Genomic DNA, 18,153 nt, shown 5'->3' with positions numbered 1-18,153 from the left:
TCTCCATATATAGAAGGATAACAATCCGCCTCACGACGGAAACGGCTTTGCCAACCGACAGGAAATCACGGCAAACGTCGGATTACCTTACCCGACGAGGTCTCGGCAAAAGCGGGCAGATAGACCACCCGGCGCGGCATCTCGTACCGATCGACCGCCTCGCGGATACGGGCCAGCAAGGCGGCTTCGTCGGCAGGCGACAACGGGTCGCCCTCGATGGCCAGGGCCACGCACTGCCCCCACTTCTCGTCGGGAGCGGCGGCTATGAAGAAGCGGCGGGTCAAGAGCCCGGCTATCTTCTGCTCGACCCGCTCGGGAAATATCTTTACCCCCCCGCTGTTAATCACATGGTCGTAACGACCTGTCCAGCGGAAGGTGCGCTCATCGACGAGCTCCACCACATCGTTGGTCACAAACTGCTTGTGTGTAAAATGGGGAGTATGGATAACCAGGCAGTCGCGGGAATCGACCGCAAAGGTGATGCTACCCAAAGCCCGGTAGAGCATGGTGGCATCACCAATGCGACGCAGGGCCACGTGCGACACCGTTTCGGTCATGCCATAGGTGGCGTAGGCCTGCACCGGCAGTTGGGTCAACCGGGCCTCGGTAGCAGGCGAGAGCGGTGCTCCGCCGATAATCAAGGCTCCTACCCGAGCCAGGCGGGCACGCTGGGCATCGTCACTTAACGACTCAACCACCTGCGCCGGAACCATCGCCGCAAAGTCGACCGGCTCGTCGACCGTCGCCAAGGGTCGGCTCGACGGCGGTACCACCAGCAGGTCGGCCCCCGAGAGCAGGGTGCGCACAATCATCATCTTCCCGGCAATGTAGTCGGGCGAGAGACAAAGCAGCATGGTCGTGTCCGCGGTGATGCCGAAGAAGTCGACCGTCAGCCGGGCCGACTCCTCCATATCCCGTTTCGAGAGCTTCAGCGGTTTGGGCGTCCCCGTCGAACCCGAGGTGTGGCCCCACACGAAATCGGCCGGCGAAAACCATTCGTCGAGAAAGTCGGCCACCTGCGGGGTGGCTGCGGCCAGCACCTCGTCGCGGGTGCGGCACAGGCGATGATTGAAGGTTATCTCCATGACAGTTCCGAAAAATTCCACCCCCCGGCCGGGTTGTATCGCAACACCTCGCCCACCTGCTCGAGCGGCGAGGGTATATTGTTGGTATAGAGTGCACCGGTACCCAGCCCCTGCGGCATATTCACAGGCAGGGTAGCCGTAAACTGAGCGATGGCATTCAGCCCCACGTTCGACTCCAGAGCCGAGGTAATCCACCACCCGATACCCCGGGCCCGGGCGGCATCGATCCACTCTTGCGCCCCCGAGAAGCCGCCGATAAGCGAGGGCTTCAGCACCACATACTGCGGAGCTATGGCCTCCAGCAAGTCGGCCTTTGCGGCCGCACTGCCCACCCCGATGAGCTCCTCGTCGAGGGCCACCGGCAGAGGCGAGGCTTCGCACAGACGGGCCATCGCCTCCCACTGTCCGGCCCGTATGGGCTGCTCGATGGAGTGCAGGTCGTAGTCCGAGAGACGTTTCAGGCACTCCAGCGCCCGGTCGGGGACAAAGGCTCCGTTGGCATCGACCCGCAACTCGATGGTGTCGCGGCCGTATCGGCTACGGATAAAGGCGAGCAGGTCGCACTCGTCGTCGAAGTCGATGGCGCCGATTTTCAGTTTGATGCACGAGAAGCCCGCCGCCAGCTTCTCCTCGATACGGGCCGCCATGGTACGCTTGTCGCCCATCCATATCAGCCCGTTGATGGTGATGCCTCTCCCACCCGTCACGAAGTCGGAGGGGTATACGACCCGCCGGCCGCCGTTCTGCCAGTCGAGCAGAGCAGTCTCCACCCCGAACCGTATCGAACTCCAGGCCGAGAGGTCGAGGCTTTCGTAGCAATCCATCTCGCGGCACACCCGCTGCAACACGCTCTCGTATTCGGGGCGGTCGTCGGCACCGAGCCCCCGGAAGAGGGCACACTCACCCAACCCGTAGCGGTCGGGGGCGGCATCGTCCCACACCTTCACGAAGTAGGTCTCCTTTTCGGTGAGGATGCCGCGCGAGGTCCCACTCGGCACCTTGAAATGGAGCGTATACGGAGTATAACTGGCCTTCAGCATCTTATCCGGGGAATTTGGGAAACTTCTGGAAATCGGGGTCACGCTTCTCGAGGAAAGCATTCTTGCCCTCCTGCGCCTCCTCCATCAGATAATAGAGCAGCGTGGCGTCGCCGGCAAACTCCATGAGGCCGCGCTGGCCGTCGAGCTCGGCATTCAGGGCCCGCTTGATCATACGGATGGCCATGGGACTGCGTTTCAAAATGGTCTGGCACCACTCGACGGTCTCCTCCTCGAGCCGGTCGAAAGGCACCACCTTGTTCACCAGCCCCATCGCCTCGGCCTCTTGAGCCGTATACTGGCGACAGAGGAACCAGATTTCGCGCGCCTTCTTCTGCCCCACGATGCGGGCCAGATAGGAGGAGCCGAAGCCGCCGTCGAAGCTGCCCACCTTGGGACCCGTCTGCCCGAAACGGGCATTCTCCGAAGCAATCGTCAGGTCACACACCACATGCAGCACATGGCCGCCGCCGATGGCGTAGCCGTTGACCATGGCGATAACCGGCTTGGGTATGGAGCGAATGGCCTTGTGCAGGTCGAGCACGTTGAGGCGGGGTACACCGTTCTGGTCGATATAGCCGCCGATGCCCTTCACCTTCTGGTCGCCACCCGAGCAGAAGGCTTTGTCGCCGGCTCCGGTGAGCACCACCACGCCGATGTCGGGACGCTCGCGGCAGATGGCCATGGCGTCGAGCATCTCGTTATTGGTCTGGGGGCGGAACGCGTTGTAGACCTGCGGGCGGTTAATCGTTATCTTGGCGATACCGTCGTAGTAATCGAAGAGTATGTCCTCATACTCCTTAATGGGTTTCCAGTCAAACTTTTTCATATCGTGTCGTTTTTAAGATTCTGAATTTCAACATTACTGCCGGGCCCGGCGGAAGTATCCCCGTAACACCTCGGCATTGTAGAGGTGGGGCGTATGCACCGCCAGGATGGCCGGCCGCTCGTTCTCGGCAAAGAAGCGGGGCAATACCTCGGCAGCCGATGCCTCGCTGTCGATTTCGAAGTAGCGCAGCCCGAAGAGGTCGGCATACTTCTCGACGGGAATATCGCGGTGCACCTCGAAGCAGCGCTCCAGCTCGGGCAACCCGGCCGTAGGCTTGATAAAGCGGAAGATGCCGCCCCCGCCGTTGCACATGACAATCACCTTGAACCGGGGCGAGAGATAGGCCGACGAGAGGCCGTTGGCATCGTACGAAAAGCTCATGTCACCGGTAATGAAGAGCGTGGTCGCATCGCCCACACACGAGGCGCCGGCCGCCGTCGAGGTAGAACCGTCGATACCGCACACCCCGCGGTTGCAGTCGCTCCGGCTCACCTGCGGAGTATTGAAGAGCTGGGCATAGCGCACCGTGGTGCCGTTGGAGAGTTGCAGGGCGGTGCCGGCCGGGATAACCGGCAGAATCAGCGAGAAGGCCTTGAGGTCGCACCAACCGATGCGGGCTATATAGTCGTCGTGCAGGCGGGTAGCCAGCTGCTCCTTGTCATGCCACAGGGCGGCATAGGAGCTCTCGACGGGGGCTACCCGACGGGCCAAAGCCTCGAGCAGACGGGCCGGCGAGGCGTCGATGTGGCGGGTGAGCGCCTGCATGGTGTCGACCACGCGGTCGCCCTGCGAGATGCGCCAGTGGGCCTGCGGTTTATGCTGCCGCAGGAAGGCCTTGATCATGCGCGACACCAGCGAACCGCCCAGGGTGATGAGCAGGTCGGGGGCATAGTCGGGCCACTCGCTCTTGTCGATAACCGAATAGACCCGGTCGATGGTAGAGATGAACCGCTCGCCCTGCACATTGGCGATGGACTCGGTAAGCACCACCACCTGCGGCAACTCGGCCAGTCGGGCCAGAGCCCGGCCCAACGCCTCGTCGGGCTGCATGAAGGCGGCCACGACAAGCACCTTGCGGGCCGACATGAACTCGCGGCTCAGGAGCGCGAGTGACTCTTCGTCGGGCAGACTTGCCGGAGCCATCCGCATAACCACCCGTTCGGGACGCGGCGCGACCTCGGTCTCGCCGGTGAGCGGCTCGGTAATGGAGAGGTTGATGTGCACCGGCCCCTTTTCACCCGAGAGGGCCGTGAGCAGGGCATCGTTCACACTGCGGTTGAAATACCAGCCGTCGGTCGGCAGGGTCCACTCGGCCCGCAGGTCGTACGACCGTTTCACAAAAGGAGCCAAAGCCCCGTATTGACGCAGGGTCTGCCCGTCGTCCTGGTCGATCCACTCGATGGGCCGGTCGCCCGAAATGACCACGAGCGGGATGTGCTGGTAGTAGGCCTCGGCCACGGCCGGAGCGTAGTTGAGCAGAGCCGTTCCCGAGGTACACACCAGGGCCACCGGCTCGCCGCTGCGCTGCGACATGCCCAGAGCCATGAAGGCGGCGGTACGTTCGTCGACCACCACATACGACTCGATAGCCTCGCACCGCGAGAATGCCATCAATACAGGCGCATTTCTCGACCCGGGCGAGAGAACCGCCCGTTTCACACCCTGCTTTACCAAAATCTCGACGAGGGCATTACACCCCTGTTTCTCTGTTGTCTTCATACGTTTCTTGTTTGATTAACCGTTTATGACCAAGAGCAGCGTCTGCGCCTTGGCCTCGGTCTCGCACCATTCGCTGGCGGGCTGCGACTGGGCCGTCAGGCCGCCACCGACATACAATCTCACATACCCATCGTCCACCTCCATGCAGCGCAGATTGACAAACAAGCGCATCCCGTCTGCCTGCACCGGGCCCAGATAGCCGCCATAGTAGCGACGCCGGTGTGGTTCCACGCGATCAATCCAAACTTTCGCAGCCTCTTTGGGATACCCCCCGACGGCTGGTGTCGGGTGCAAAGCACATAAAATATCGTTCAGCTGGCTATCGGTCAAACGACCTTCGACCGTAACCGGCGTACACAAATGTTCGACCTGGGCCGCCACCTTGGTAAAACGGGCCCCCACCACCGGGTCGAGGCCACAACGCTCGAGAGCAGCCACAATCGTATCGGCCACAATCTGCTGCTCCTCCTGCTCCTTCGTGCCCCACTCGCCCGGAGTCCCGGCCTTGCGGGTCCCGGCCAATGCCATGGTCGACAGCCTACGGCCGTCGTAGTCGAGCAGCGTTTCGGGGGTGGCTCCTATCCAACGCCCCCGGCCGGGCAGATGTACCCAACTGACAAAGGCGGCCGGATATTTCGCGGCCAACCGCAGGAAAAGTTCGACATCGGAGAGCATCGGCCGCCGCAACGTCACGGTGCGCGAAAGCACCGCTTTCCGCAACTCGCCGCGGCGCATGGCCCCGATGAGGGTAAGGGCCTGCTGCTCATAGGCCGGGTAATCGCAATCGGTCACCGGCATGGGCCCCTCGTCGGCTCTAACAGAAGAGTCGGCACAACGGTTCAACGCCTCCAGGTCGATAGCCTCGGCCCGCACGGGTTTTACCGGGAAAAAGAGTGAAGGGAATGCCCCGCTGTCGAAAGGGGCAAAGAGAAACCCCTCCCGCCCCTCGCCGGGGAGGGTACAACCCGCCAAGGTCTCCAGCTCATGGGCCGGACAGGCGCCCCAATAAAAGGCACTGTCGCCCGGCAACCTGAAGGCATAGGCGGGGAAACGGCTCTCGAGACTCCGCTCGAAAGCCTGCCTGAGACAAGATATGGCTGTCGTATTCTCACCCATGGCACGCGACGATTATCGATCCGACGGCAGTGGCTCGGCCATGAGTTCATAGGGCATGGCATCGACAATCTTCACGCGACAAAATTCGCCGACGGGCAAAGTGCGGGTTTTGGCAATGAGCACCTCGGGATCGACCTCGGGCGAGTCGTATTCGGTACGTCCCACGTAGTAATCGTCTTCCTCGCGGTCGACCATCACGTCGAACTCCTGCCCCACCTTCGAGCGGTTGCTCTCGAGGGCAATCTCCTCTTGCAGAGCCATCAGTTCGTCGAGCCGGGCCTGCTTCACCTCCTCGGGAATCGAGTCGGGGAAGTGTTTGGCGGCATAGGTGCCCTCCTCCTCGGAGTAGGCAAAGGCCCCCATGCGCTCGAAACGGGCATCGCGCACAAACTGCTTCAGCTCCTCGAAATCCTCGTCGGTCTCGCCGGGATAGCCCACCATGAGGGTGGTGCGTATATGGACACCGGGCACCTCGGCCCGTATGCGTTTCAACAAATCGTAGGTCTCCTGCTTGGTCACGTGACGGCGCATATCGGTGAGAATGTGGTCGCTGATGTGCTGCAAGGCGATGTCGAGGTAGTTGCACACGTTGGCATGGCGACGCATCACCGGCAGGATGTCGTAGGGGAATTGCGAGGGATAGGCGTAGTGCAGGCGTATCCACTTCACACCCGGAATCTGAGCCATGCGGTCGATGAGCTCGGCCAACTTCTGCTCGCCATAGAGGTCGAGCCCGTAGGACGAGAGGTCCTGTGCAATAATCTGGAACTCCTTCACGCCGCGGGCTACCAGCGAGCGCACCTCGTCGAGCAGCTCGTCCATGGGATACGAGACGAAGCGCCCCGTGATGAGCGGTATCGCGCAGTAGGAACAGAAGCGGTTGCACCCCTCGGCAATCTTCACATAGGCATAGTGCGGGGGTGTGGTAAGGATGCGTCCGAAATCCTTATCATCGTCGTCGTTGCGGGCCCCCAGGTCGGTAAGCAGGTTGCCCCAGTCGAACTTCCCGTAGAACTTGTCTACCTCGGGAATCTCGGTCTCGAGCTCCTCGCGATAGCGTTGCGAGAGGCAACCCATCACGTAGAGGTGACGTATCTTGCGGGCCTTCTTGGCCTCGACCATCTGCAGAATCATCTCGATCGACTCCTCTTTGGCGTCACCGATAAACCCGCAGGTATTGACCACCACATATTCGCTCGACACCTTTTCGGGGTCGTGACGCACTTTGTAACCGGCTTCGGAGAAACGATGCAACAGCCGTTCCGAATCGACCAGATTCTTGGAACAGCCCAACGTAATAATATCGACGCTATTCTTTATCATCTTGACACTACATGAAAAAAAAGACGGCTACGAGAGTCGGTACCCGACTCCCCAGCCGTAAATACATTCCTGAAAAATCAATCGCCAAACAGAGAGTCGACAAACTCTTTGCGGCGGAATACCTGCAAGTCTTCCATACCCTCGCCCAGACCGATGTACTTGACGGGGATTTTGAAGTGGTCGGAGATACCGATGACCACGCCGCCCTTGGCCGTACCGTCGAGTTTGGTAATGGCCAGCTCGTTCACCTCGGTAGCCGCCGTAAACTGCTTGGCCTGCTCAAAGGCATTCTGTCCCGTAGAACCGTCGAGCACCAGCAGCACCTCGTGCGGAGCCCCGGGCACGATCTTCTCCATCACCTTCTTGATTTTGGTGAGCTCGTTCATCAGATTCAGCTTGTTGTGCAGACGGCCGGCGGTGTCGATTATCACCACGTCGGCGTTGTTGGCCTTGGCCGAGCTGAGGGTATCGAAAGCCACCGATGCCGGGTCGGCCCCCATCTTCTGCTTCACGACAGGCACACCTACCCGCTCGCCCCAAATCATCAGCTGCTCTACGGCAGCGGCCCGGAAGGTATCGGCGGCACCCAGATAGACACTGTTGCCGCGCTTCTTGTACTGGTAGGCCAGTTTCCCGATGGTGGTCGTCTTGCCCACACCGTTCACGCCTACGACCATAATCACATAGGGTTTCTTGTCGGCCGGCACGGTAAACTCGCCCGACTCTTCCACGCTGTTTTCGGTCAGCAGGGCCGTGATCTCTTCGCGAAGAATACGGTTCAACTCGTTGGTATTGATATATTTGTCGCGAGCCACCCGCTTCTCTATCCGCTCGATGATACGCAGCGTAGTCTCTACGCCCACGTCCGAGGTAATGAGCACCTCTTCCAAGTCGTCCAGAATGGCATCGTCGACCTGAGACTTGCCGGCAACGATACGGGCCAATTTGGAGAATACGCCCTCTTTGGTTTTGGAGAGACCTTTGTCGAGCGTCTCTTTTTTCTCTCTCGAAAAGAAATCAAAAAATCCCATATGTGAATATTTAATGTATCCGTGCGGGTCCCGCCGCACGTTATGCAAAGCTATAAAATTATCATGGTAAAAAAAAACTTCCTTACACATTTTGTATAAGAAAGTTTTCTTTATATTGCGCTAATTATGACTTACTTACTCAGTACGTCCTTCACCGAGTCGTTGGGAACCATTTCCTCTTGGAAAGTGTAAGCTCCCGTCTTCGGCGATTTCACCATTTTAATCACTTTCGAATAAGTACGGCCTTCGCCTTTTTGCAACGATGCAACTGTTTTCTTTGCCATGGTTCAATCCTTCCTTATTTTATTTCTTTGTGTACAGTAACTCTCTTCAGGATGGGGTTGTATTTTTTCAACTCCAAACGCTCTGTGGTATTTTTTCTGTTTTTGGTGGTAATATAACGCGATGTTCCAGGCATACCACTAGCCTTGTGCTCCGTGCACTCAAGGATTACTTGAACGCGATTACCTTTTGCTTTCTTTGCCATATCTTAATACAACATTTTTACTTCAGTTAAATACCCATTTCCGGCAGCTTGTTTGAGAGCTGCGTCTAATCCCATTTTATTGATTGTACGAAGACCGGCAGCCGACAGTGTAAGCGTAATCCAGCAATCCTGTTCTACCCAATAAAATTTCTTCGTAAAGAGGTTGACACTGAATCTTCTTTTCGTTCTTCTTTTCGAGTGCGAAACGTTGTTGCCAACCATTGCTTTTTTCCCTGTAATTTGACAAATCTTTGACATCGCTATCTATAATTTTATTTGTTTTTTCTTACTGCTTTCGCAAACAGAGTGCAAAGTAAAGCATTTTAAGAATAGCTTCCAAATTTTTAGCCGATTAAAATGGAAACTTTTTCTCTCCGACCTACTCGGTCATCAGCTGCACCAGCATAAGCAGAGCCGCCTGAGTGGCCCGTGCAATCACCTGTTCGCGGTCTCCCTCGAAGCGGAAACAGTCTACTTTGTCGCGGTTGCCATAGCGTGCGGCTATCCACACGGTGCCCACCGGTTTCTCGGGGGTACCTCCACCGGGGCCGGCTATGCCCGAGGTGGCTACCGCACAGTCGGTCGCGAACAAGCGTTGCACACCGGCGGTCATCTGCAACACGGTTTCGCGGCTCACCGCCCCGCACTGTTCGAGTGTCTGGGGCGAGACGTGCAGCACATGCTCCTTCACCTCGTTGGCGTAGGCCACCACACTGCCCTTGAAATAGACCGAGCTGCCGGCCACCCGCGTAATCTCGTGGGCTATGTTGCCGCCCGTGCAACTCTCGGCTGTGGCCAAGGTTTCGCCCCGGCGGGCCAACAGCAGCCCCAGCGCTCCGGCCAGCGTGGCATCGCTGTCGCAAAAGAGGTGCGGCCCCAGCAGGTCCTTCAACTTGTCGAACTGCCCGTCGATCAGGGGTTGCAACTGCGCCTCGTCGTCGCCGCGAGCCGTCAGCCGCAGGCGTATGACACCCGGTGTAGGCAAATAGGCCAGCTTGATGCAGGCGGGCAGTTGTGCCTCAAACCCGGTGAGCGACTCGGAGAGGCGCGACTCGGTGAAATCCTTCACCAGACAGGTGCGGTGCAGGATGGCCGAATGGTCGCCGAAGTGGCGGCGCAGCCGGTCGATGACCGAGGCCTGCATCACCGTCTTCATCTCGATGGGGACACCCGGCATCGAAACCAGCACCTTGCCCTCCCGCTCGAACCACATGACGGGCGCCGTGCCCACGGGGTTCTCGATGACGGTGCAGACGTCGGGTACATAGGCCTGGTCGTGCGTCGAGGTGTTCATCTGCAGGTGACGGCGGCGGAAAATCTCCTCGACGTGGGCACAAACGGTCTCGTCGAAAATCATCTTGCCTCCGAAGTAGCGGCAGAGGGTCTGCTTGGTAATATCGTCTTTCGTGGGGCCCAGACCACCGGTCATCAGCACCACGTCGACCCGGCCGAACGAGCTGTCGAGCGCGTCGGTAATCTCGCGCTCCCGGTCCCTCACGGTCGTGATTTCGGTGACCTCCCAGCCTATATGGTTCAACTCACGGGCTATCCACCCCGAGTTGGTATCGGTGACCTGCCCGATGAGCAGCTCGTCGCCGATGACAATAATCTCGACATTCATCTGTTTTGCATTTATAACTCGACCCGGGCAAAGGGTGCCTTTTCGACGCTGCAAAACTCTTTGTCCAGATACTTGTAATATCCTGTAATAGCCACCATGGCGGCATTGTCGGTCGTGAAGGAGAAGGGAGGCAGATAGACCGTCCACCCATAGCGGCGGGCATACTCCTCAAAGGCACCGCGCACCGCCGAGTTGGCCGACACGCCGCCGGCCACGGCCACATGCTTGATGCCCGTCTGTTTCACGGCCTTGTAGAGCTTGTCCATGAGTATGTCGACAATGGTCGCCTGCAACGAGGCGCACAAGTCGCACTGGTTCTTGGCAATGAAATCGGGGTCCTCCTTCACGCGGTCTCTCAGCAGATAGAGGAACGAGGTCTTCAACCCGCTGAAACTGTAGTCGAGCCCGGGGATATGCGGCTTGTTCAAGGCAAATGCCTTGGGATTTCCCTCCTTGGCCAAGCGGTCGACAACCGGTCCGCCGGGATAGGGCAACCCCATCACCTTGGCGCATTTGTCGAAGGCTTCGCCGGCCGCATCGTCGATAGTCTGCCCGATAACCGACATCTTGTTATAGGCCTCTACCTTTATAATCTGCGAATTTCCACCCGAGACGAGCAGACACAGGAAGGGGAACGGAGGCCGCGTATCGTCGTCGGGCGAGCGTTTGATGAAGTGAGCCATCACATGGGCCTGCAGGTGATTGACATCGACCAGCGGAATGTTGAGCGCCGTGGTGAATCCCTTGGCAAACGAGGTACCCACCAGCAACGAACCCATCAGACCGGGCCCGCGCGTAAAGGCTACCGCATTCAACTCTTCGGGTTTAACCCCGGCCCGCTTCAGGGCCTCGGAAACCACGGGGATGATATTTTGCTGATGAGCTCGCGAAGCCAGCTCGGGCACCACCCCGCCGTAGGCTTCGTGTACCGCCTGGCTGGCGATTACATTCGACAGCATCACTTCGTCGCGGATGACCGCAGCCGAGGTATCGTCGCACGACGACTCTATGCCTAAGATTGTTACACTCATATCGTATCGTTTAACTGTGTTATCGTTCCTCTTTCGAGGTTTGCAAAAGTACATATTTATAACCAAAAAGCGTTCGCCTTTACATTTTTTTTCATAACCACCGCCGAAAGAAAAGAGCCGATTCTATCGAAACTTTCAAAAGGATACACTATTTTTGTATCGTTTTAAATATGAGGAAATTCTATTCGGCATTTCGGCTATTTGTCCATATCGTTATCATTTCTGTCATAGCGATATACACGCTCTCCTATATCCTGCTGTCGGTCCCCGGCATCCAGGACCGGGCACGTCGTATAGGTATCGAAGAGTTGTCGGCCCTGCTGGGCACCCGGGTAGACATCGACCGCATACAGTTCTCGCCCTTCAACAAGCTCGAACTCTTCGGAGTATACCTGCCCGACCAGCAGGGCGATACGCTCGTTTATGCCAACAAGCTCTCGGCAGGCATCGCCCTCGGCGACCTCGTATTCAACAAAGAACTTATTTTCACCAACATCCAGCTGTTCGGACTCGATGCCCGCATCTCGCAGGCCCGCCCCGATACGGTCACCAACCTGCAGTTTGTCATCGACGCCTTCAAAAGCAAATCGGACAAGCCCAAGGAGAAAATCAAGTTCAAAATAAACAACGCCATCATCCGCCGGGGCAAGATACGCTACGACCTGCTGTCGGCCCCACCGGCCGAGCCGGGACGGTTCGACCCGAACCACATCGGGGTGAAAAACCTCTTGTCGAAACTCTCGATCAAGTCGCTCACCAACGACTCGGTGAATGTCTCGATCAAGCGGCTCTCGTTCGACGAGCGGTCGGGCTTTTCGCTCAACCGCCTGCAATTCAAGCTCGAGGGTAACCGCCGGCAAGCTACGCTGAGCGATTTCAAGGTGCAGCTTCCCAGCAGCCACATCGAGATAAAACCCATAGTGGCCACCCTGCCCGACACGCTGTCGACCCGGAAGATTCTCGACGAGACCCGACTCTCGCTGCAGATACCCCAGGCCCGCATCGCCCTCGGCGACCTGGCCCCGTTCGCACCCCTGCTCGACGAGATAGAGACCTCGGTCGACCTGTCGCTCCACCTGTCGGGTACCCCCAACGACTTCTACGTGCACGCCTTCGATTTCGACTTTGGCCACGGCAGCATCACCGCCCACAGCCAGATTGCCGTCAAGCAGATAACCGACGCCCGGCAGCGCAGCATCGTGTGCGACCCCATCACGCTACATGCCTCGGCCGAGGGTCTGGCCGATATTCTTCAGAGAATCCCCTCGCTCACCGACCGGCAACGCCACACCATAGCCCGCCTGGGCAATGTCCACTTCAGTGGCGACATCGCCAACCGGGGCCGCAACCTCACGGCCTGCGGCACCCTCACGACCGACCTGGGGACCATCCACTCCGACCTCTCGGCCAAACAGAACGGCCAGACGGGAACGATGCACTATGCCGGCCTCATCGAGTCGCAGAAGTTCAACCTCAACGGATTGTTTGCCGAGGGGAACCCCTACGGCGAAATCGTCTTCAAGGTCGAGCTCGACAGCCGCAAGGCGCGCTACCAGGCCCCCACCGGCAAGGTTGTGGGTACCATCAACTACTTCGAATACAAGGGGTATCCCTACGAAAACATAGCTCTCAACGGCGAGTTCGGCGACAACCGCTACAACGGTGTCGTCCGCATCGACGACACCAACGGCCACGTCGAAGTCAAAGGTCTGGCCGTGCTGAAACATCAGGAGTCGGAGTTCGACCTCACCCTCCAGGCCCGCGACATCCATGTAGCCGAACTGCGGTTGATGCCCAGCTTCGAAGGGTCCAAACTGGGATTCAACGTCACCGCCCAATTTACCGGCAACAGCCTCGACAACGCCGAGGGAGCAGTCACAATCGACAGCCTCACCTTCACTACACCCAACGACCGCTTCACCCTCAACCGCTTCAGCCTCGAGGCACACAACCGCTACACACCACAGAGCATCGCCATTACCTCGGACTACCTGAACGGCTGGATCGAGGGGCAATACCGCTTCTCTACCCTGAAGGAGTCGTTGCAGAGACTCGTCGCCCAGACACTCCCCTCGCTGATGCCCCAACCCGAAGAGCCGAAACCGCACTCCCGTCGCAAAAACACGAAAAAGAAGAAAGCCGAAGAGCCGGCTCCGCTCAACAACTTCAAGTTCCGATTCACCATCGAGCCCACCCTGCACATGTCGCAGATATTCGCACTGCCCGTCACCTTCACCGACCGGGCCACCCTCGAGGGCGAGCTGAACAGCTCTCGGAATACGGCTACTGTCACAGGACAGATTCCACACCTGTGGTACAAGAAGCAGCACATCGAAGATGCCTACATCTCGGCCCGTAAAGATACCGCCGACATGTATCTCTCCGTCGAGACCAGCACCTACAACAAGAAGCAGGTGCGCACCATCTGGAGCCTGCGCAGCAAGGCTCACCACGACAACCTCGACGTGGTGCTCAACTGGAACAACGACACCCAGTCGACCTTCTACGGCGAACTGAACACCTCGACCGCCTTCTCGCGCACCGCCGACGAGGGGGCGCTGCTGATGCACACCCACATCAACCCCTCGACGCTCATCTTCAACGATACCATCTGGCAGATGAAACCGGCCGACCTCACCGTAGCCGACAAGCGGGTCGAGGTGCACAATTTCGAAATTTCGCATGCCCCCCAATACATTCTCATCGACGGGGTAGCCTCGGACCAGGAGAACGACCTGTTGAACATACAGCTCAACGACGTAGACCTCGACTACATATTCGGCACGCTCAACATCAAGCACGTGTCGTTCGGAGGCAACGCCACCGGCAATCTGGTAGCCTCGCACCTCTTCACACCGGCGCCCCGGCTCAGCACCGAGCAGTTCGACGTCAGGAATTTTGCCTACAACGGAGCCGTGTTCGGCGACCTGCACCTCTTCAGCATGTGGGACAACGACAACCAGGGCATCCTGATGAAAGGGTTTGTCGAAAACCCGGAGGAAAAACAGACCTATATCGACGGCTACATCTTCCCCACGCGCGACTCGCTCGCCCTCTCGTTCGACCCCGACCGGCTCAACATCGCCTTTCTGCAACCTTTCGTCGAAACGGTGATGACCGACGTTTCGGGTGTAGCCAGCGGGCACATCGACTTCTACGGCAACTTCAAGGCGCTGAACGTGACGGGCGACGCCTATGTCGAAAACTTCAACTTCGGCATCGGCTACCTCAACACCCGCTACACACTCACCGACAGCATTCACTTCTCGCCCACCCGCATCTGGTTCGACAATGTCACCGTCTATGACAAGCTGCGACACACGGCCAAGGGGTCGGGCTGGCTCTCGCACCACAATTTCAAGGACCTCGCCTACGACATCGCCATCACCGATGCCCGCGACTTCCTGTCCTACGACATGACCGAACGACAAAGCCCCACCTACTACGGTACCATCTACGGCACGGGATCGGCCCTCATCAAGGGCGAACCGGGCTACAACCGCATCGACGTGAACATGGCTACCGGCGACCAGTCGAACTTCACCTTCGTCTTGTCGGGCTCCGAAGCGGCCGGCGAATACGACTTCATCACCTTCACCAACTCGGCTCGCTCGATGGCCGAGGCCGATGAGAGCCAGGTCGACAGCACGGCTATCCTCAACAATGCCCGCATGATGGAGAGCAACCAGGCTCAAGAGAACAGCATCCTGGCCCTCAACCTGCAAATCGAAGCGACCAACCAGGCCAAAATGAATCTGGTGATGGACAAATCGACCGGCGACATGATCAAGGCTACCGGCCGGGGCAGTATCCTGCTCGAGTACAACTCGATGGACGACGACATCAAACTCTATGGCTCTTACGTGCTCGAGAAGGGTAGCTACAACTTCAGCCTGCAGGACATCATCACCCGCGACTTCTCTATCAAGGAGGGGAGCCGCGTATCCTTCCACGGCGACCCCATGGCCACCAACCTCGACATATCGGCCATCTATTCACTCACGGCCAACCTGCTCGACCTCGACGAGAACTTTGCCAACGACAAGGAGCTGACCCGAACCACCGTGCCGGTGCAGACTATCCTGAATGTGGCCGGCGATGTGCGTCGTCCCGACCTCAGTTTCGACATTGCCTTCCCCACCCTCACGCAGGATATGGACCGCCGGGTGCGCAGCATCATCAGCACCAACGACATGATGAATCGCCAGATTATCTACCTGCTGGCCTTGAACCGCTTCTACACCCCCGATTTCATGAACATGGGGCAAAGCCGGAACAACGAGCTGGTGTCGGTGGCCTCGTCGACCCTCTCGTCGCAACTGGGCAACATTCTGGGACAGTTGAGCGACAACTGGAATATCTCGCCAAACTTCCGCAGCGAGAAGGGCGACTTCTCCGACATGGAGGTAGACCTGGCCCTATCGAGCCAGTTACTCAACAACCGGCTGATTTTCAACGGGAACTTTGGTTACCGCGACAATACAATCAACAACAATACCTTCATCGGCGACTTCGACCTGGAATATCTGCTCAACAAGAGCGGCACCATACGGCTCAAGGCCTACAACCACTACAACGACCAGAACTACTACATCAAGTCGGCCCTCACTACCCAGGGCGTGGGCATCATGTTGCGCCACGACTTCAGCCTCTGGAGCGACCTCTTCAAGCGGAGCCCCCGGCCCGAGGCGGCTGTCGACTCTGTCCGCACCACCCCGCCGAGCACTCAGCCCGAAACTCCGGCCGATTCGACCCGTACCGTCCGACCCGAGACCCCGACCCTGCCGGCCGACTCTACCCGGGTTGTCTCACGACAACCGGCCCTCAAACCCGACGAGCCGAAAGAGAAATAGCTCTACTCCTCTCCCGGCTCGCCCGTTATCTTATTATATATTGTACAGGAATTACAGCTCGTCGCACTCGCGCAGCCACATCGCGCTCGACGCGTCGCTGGGCATGCGCCAGTCGCCCCGCGGCGACAGGCTCACCGACCCCACCTTGGGCCCGTCGGGCAGGCAGGAGCGTTTGAACTGCTGGTTGAAGAAGCGACGGCAAAAGACCTTCAGCCACTTCTTGATTGTCGCGTCGTCGAACTCGCCATCGAAGGCATACCGGGCCAGACAGTAGAGCTTGGCCGGCGAGAATCCATAGCGCAGCATGTTGAAGAGGAAGAAGTCGTGCAGGTCGTAGGGACCCACCAAGTCCTCGGTCTTCTGCTTGATTTCGCCGTTTTCGTCGGCCGGAATCAACTCGGGACTGATAGGCGTGTTCACAATATCGAGCAGCGTATCGCGGGCCTCGCCCGTCAATTCGTTCTCGGCCACCCAGTGCACCAGATACTTGACCAGTGTCTTGGGAATGCTGGTCGACACGCCATACATCGACATGTGGTCGCCGTTGTAGGTGGCCCAACCGAGAGCCAGCTCCGACAGGTCGCCGGTACCTATCACGAGACCTCCCGTCTGGTTGGCAATATCCATCAATATCTGGGTGCGCTCGCGCGCCTGGGAGTTTTCGTAAGTGACATCCTGCACCGTCGCATCGTGCCCGATGTCGCGGAAGTGCAGCTCGCACGCCTCGCGAATCGAGATTTCGCGAATCGTAATCCCCAGGGCCTGCATCAGCGCTACGGCATTGCGATAGGTGCGGCCCGTCGTGCCGAAGCCCGGCATGGTCACCCCGATGATTTTTTGCCGGGGCTCGCCCAGCCGGTCGAGCGCTTTCACGGCCACCAGCAAGGCCAACGTCGAATCGAGTCCGCCCGAGATACCTATCACCGCACTCTGTGCCCGCGTGTGAATGAGCCGCTTGGCCAGACCTGCAGCTTGAATGGAAAGAATCTCCTCGCAACGGTCGTGCAGCGTGGCCGAGTCGGAGGGGACAAAGGGACGCGGCGACACCCGTCGGGTCAACCGCAACGGCACATCGGCCAATGCGAAGGGGATGCGACGCACGGGACGCTCCATCGACTCCGTGCCCTGGGCAAACGAGGTCTTGACCCTACGCTCGGTGCGCAGCCGCTCCACGTCGATTTCGCTCACCGCCAGACGGGGCGACTGTACAAAACGCTCGGTCTGCGCCAATATCGAGCCGTTCTCCAGCACGATGCCGTTGCCGGCAAAGACCAGATCGGTAGACGACTCGCCAAACCCGGCCGAGGCATAAACATATCCCGCCAGACAGCGGGCCGACTGCTGCTGCAACAGCGAGAGCAGATAGTGGTGCTTCCCGATGAGTTCGTTGGTAGCCGACAGATTGAGAATAATATCGGCCCCCTGCCGGGCCAGATGCGAGCTGGGCGGAATAGGCACCCACAGGTCTTCGCACAACTCGATACCCACCACGGCACCCGCACTCTCGAAGAGCAGGTCGACCCCGAAGGGTACCCGGCTGCCACACAGCTCCACAGTCTCGCCCGTGACCGTCAGGCCCGAAGCGAACCAACGCTCCTCGTAAAACTCCTTATAGTTGGGCAGATAGCTTTTGGGAACCACTCCCAGGATGCGCCCCTGCTGAAAGGCCACGGCGCAGTTGTACAGGCTGTTGCCCCACGCCACCGGCATGCCCACCACACACAGCAACGAGGTACGGGCGGTCGCCTCGAGCAACCCGGCCAGGGCTCGCTGTGTCTGCTCGAGCAGCAGGGTGTGGCCGAAGAGGTCGGCACAGGTATAGGCCGTCACCGACAGCTCGGGAAAAACGACAATCTGCACCCCCAGCCCCTCGGCCTCGGCTATCTGTTTTTCTATCTCCTTGACATTATGCGGGCAATCGGCCACCTCCACTCCGGGCACAGCCGCCGCCACTTTTACGAATCCGAAATTTTGTCCCATATCTTCACGGTTAATATCGACAAATGTAAACAAATTAACCG

General features: G+C 58.7%; 14 protein-coding genes. 1 reads left to right on the top strand and 13 read right to left on the bottom strand.

What is annotated here, in order from left to right:
- Positions 1-65: 65 nt before the first annotated feature.
- From Q1K76_RS09475 to tsaD, 12 genes are all read right to left on the bottom strand, one after another.
- On the bottom strand, positions 66-1,085 hold the full coding sequence (locus Q1K76_RS09475) for an AMP-binding protein (RefSeq protein WP_300132856.1): 1,020 nt from the start codon (positions 1,083-1,085) through the stop codon (positions 66-68).
- Entirely contained in the window at positions 1,076-2,125 is a 1,050-nt protein-coding gene (locus Q1K76_RS09470) for an o-succinylbenzoate synthase (RefSeq protein WP_300132854.1), read from the bottom strand. Before Q1K76_RS09470 ends, Q1K76_RS09475 begins: the two co-directional genes overlap by 10 nt.
- 1 nt (position 2,126) lies before the next feature.
- Entirely contained in the window at positions 2,127-2,951 is an 825-nt protein-coding gene (gene menB / locus Q1K76_RS09465) for a 1,4-dihydroxy-2-naphthoyl-CoA synthase (protein WP_087407670.1), read from the bottom strand.
- Between the two features lie 33 nt (positions 2,952-2,984).
- Positions 2,985-4,670, bottom strand: coding sequence for a 2-succinyl-5-enolpyruvyl-6-hydroxy-3-cyclohexene-1-carboxylic-acid synthase (gene menD, locus Q1K76_RS09460; protein WP_300132852.1), 1,686 nt, complete (start codon positions 4,668-4,670; stop codon positions 2,985-2,987).
- 15 nt (positions 4,671-4,685) lie between these two features.
- Positions 4,686-5,786, bottom strand: coding sequence for a chorismate-binding protein (locus Q1K76_RS09455; protein ID WP_300132850.1), 1,101 nt, complete (start codon positions 5,784-5,786; stop codon positions 4,686-4,688).
- 12 nt (positions 5,787-5,798) lie between these two features.
- A complete protein-coding gene (gene rimO / locus Q1K76_RS09450; protein WP_300132847.1) occupies positions 5,799-7,109 on the bottom strand; it encodes a 30S ribosomal protein S12 methylthiotransferase RimO in 1,311 nt (436 codons plus the stop codon).
- A gap of 77 nt (positions 7,110-7,186) precedes the next feature.
- A complete protein-coding gene (gene ftsY / locus Q1K76_RS09445) occupies positions 7,187-8,140 on the bottom strand; it encodes a signal recognition particle-docking protein FtsY (protein WP_087407674.1) in 954 nt (317 codons plus the stop codon).
- Positions 8,141-8,271: 131 nt separating this feature from the next.
- The gene (locus Q1K76_RS09440) at positions 8,272-8,424 is read right to left on the bottom strand and encodes a DUF4295 domain-containing protein (protein ID WP_087407675.1); all 153 of its coding nucleotides are present in this window, start codon (positions 8,422-8,424) and stop codon (positions 8,272-8,274) included.
- A gap of 14 nt (positions 8,425-8,438) precedes the next feature.
- The gene (gene rpmG, locus Q1K76_RS09435) at positions 8,439-8,627 is read right to left on the bottom strand and encodes a 50S ribosomal protein L33 (RefSeq protein ID WP_008861764.1); all 189 of its coding nucleotides are present in this window, start codon (positions 8,625-8,627) and stop codon (positions 8,439-8,441) included.
- Positions 8,628-8,630: 3 nt separating this feature from the next.
- On the bottom strand, positions 8,631-8,885 hold the full coding sequence (rpmB, locus tag Q1K76_RS09430) for a 50S ribosomal protein L28 (protein ID WP_087407676.1): 255 nt from the start codon (positions 8,883-8,885) through the stop codon (positions 8,631-8,633).
- A 121-nt stretch (positions 8,886-9,006) separates the two neighbouring features.
- On the bottom strand, positions 9,007-10,248 hold the full coding sequence (locus Q1K76_RS09425) for a competence/damage-inducible protein A (RefSeq protein ID WP_087407677.1): 1,242 nt from the start codon (positions 10,246-10,248) through the stop codon (positions 9,007-9,009).
- Positions 10,249-10,259: 11 nt separating this feature from the next.
- Positions 10,260-11,279, bottom strand: coding sequence for a tRNA (adenosine(37)-N6)-threonylcarbamoyltransferase complex transferase subunit TsaD (tsaD, locus tag Q1K76_RS09420; protein WP_087407678.1), 1,020 nt, complete (start codon positions 11,277-11,279; stop codon positions 10,260-10,262).
- A 170-nt stretch (positions 11,280-11,449) separates the two neighbouring features.
- Here tsaD and Q1K76_RS09415 point away from each other — a divergent pair, with 170 nt between their 5' ends.
- A complete protein-coding gene (locus Q1K76_RS09415) occupies positions 11,450-16,132 on the top strand; it encodes a translocation/assembly module TamB domain-containing protein (protein WP_300132843.1) in 4,683 nt (1,560 codons plus the stop codon).
- Between the two features lie 51 nt (positions 16,133-16,183).
- Here the strand turns inward: Q1K76_RS09415 and Q1K76_RS09410 are convergent, their stop codons facing one another.
- Entirely contained in the window at positions 16,184-18,112 is a 1,929-nt protein-coding gene (locus Q1K76_RS09410; protein ID WP_298663180.1) for an NAD(+) synthase, read from the bottom strand.
- Positions 18,113-18,153 lie beyond the last annotated feature (41 nt).

The sequence above is a fragment of the uncultured Barnesiella sp. genome (genome assembly GCF_946496565.1).
Classification (GTDB): domain Bacteria; phylum Bacteroidota; class Bacteroidia; order Bacteroidales; family Barnesiellaceae; genus Barnesiella; species Barnesiella merdigallinarum.
Note: the sequence above shows the minus strand (reverse complement) of the source record. Positions and strands in the feature narration are given on the sequence as shown.

What these genes read in the sequence shown, in the direction of transcription:
- Q1K76_RS09470 (WP_300132854.1), bottom strand. Translation starts at nt 2,125, where the DNA reads ATGCTGAAGGCCAGTTATACTCCGTATACGCTCCATTTCAAGGTGCCG.
- menD (WP_300132852.1), bottom strand. Translation starts at nt 4,670, where the DNA reads ATGAAGACAACAGAGAAACAGGGGTGTAATGCCCTCGTCGAGATTTTG.
- rimO (WP_300132847.1), bottom strand. Translation starts at nt 7,109, where the DNA reads ATGATAAAGAATAGCGTCGATATTATTACGTTGGGCTGTTCCAAGAAT.
- rpmG (WP_008861764.1), bottom strand. Translation starts at nt 8,627, where the DNA reads ATGGCAAAGAAAGCAAAAGGTAATCGCGTTCAAGTAATCCTTGAGTGC.
- Q1K76_RS09425 (WP_087407677.1), bottom strand. Translation starts at nt 10,248, where the DNA reads ATGAATGTCGAGATTATTGTCATCGGCGACGAGCTGCTCATCGGGCAG.
- Q1K76_RS09440 (WP_087407675.1), bottom strand. Translation starts at nt 8,424, where the DNA reads ATGGCAAAGAAAACAGTTGCATCGTTGCAAAAAGGCGAAGGCCGTACT.
- Q1K76_RS09415 (WP_300132843.1), top strand. Translation starts at nt 11,450, where the DNA reads ATGAGGAAATTCTATTCGGCATTTCGGCTATTTGTCCATATCGTTATC.
- tsaD (WP_087407678.1), bottom strand. Translation starts at nt 11,279, where the DNA reads ATGAGTGTAACAATCTTAGGCATAGAGTCGTCGTGCGACGATACCTCG.
- ftsY (WP_087407674.1), bottom strand. Translation starts at nt 8,140, where the DNA reads ATGGGATTTTTTGATTTCTTTTCGAGAGAGAAAAAAGAGACGCTCGAC.
- menB (WP_087407670.1), bottom strand. Translation starts at nt 2,951, where the DNA reads ATGAAAAAGTTTGACTGGAAACCCATTAAGGAGTATGAGGACATACTC.
- rpmB (WP_087407676.1), bottom strand. Translation starts at nt 8,885, where the DNA reads ATGTCAAAGATTTGTCAAATTACAGGGAAAAAAGCAATGGTTGGCAAC.
- Q1K76_RS09475 (WP_300132856.1), bottom strand. Translation starts at nt 1,085, where the DNA reads ATGGAGATAACCTTCAATCATCGCCTGTGCCGCACCCGCGACGAGGTG.
- Q1K76_RS09410 (WP_298663180.1), bottom strand. Translation starts at nt 18,112, where the DNA reads ATGGGACAAAATTTCGGATTCGTAAAAGTGGCGGCGGCTGTGCCCGGA.
- Q1K76_RS09455 (WP_300132850.1), bottom strand. Translation starts at nt 5,786, where the DNA reads ATGGGTGAGAATACGACAGCCATATCTTGTCTCAGGCAGGCTTTCGAG.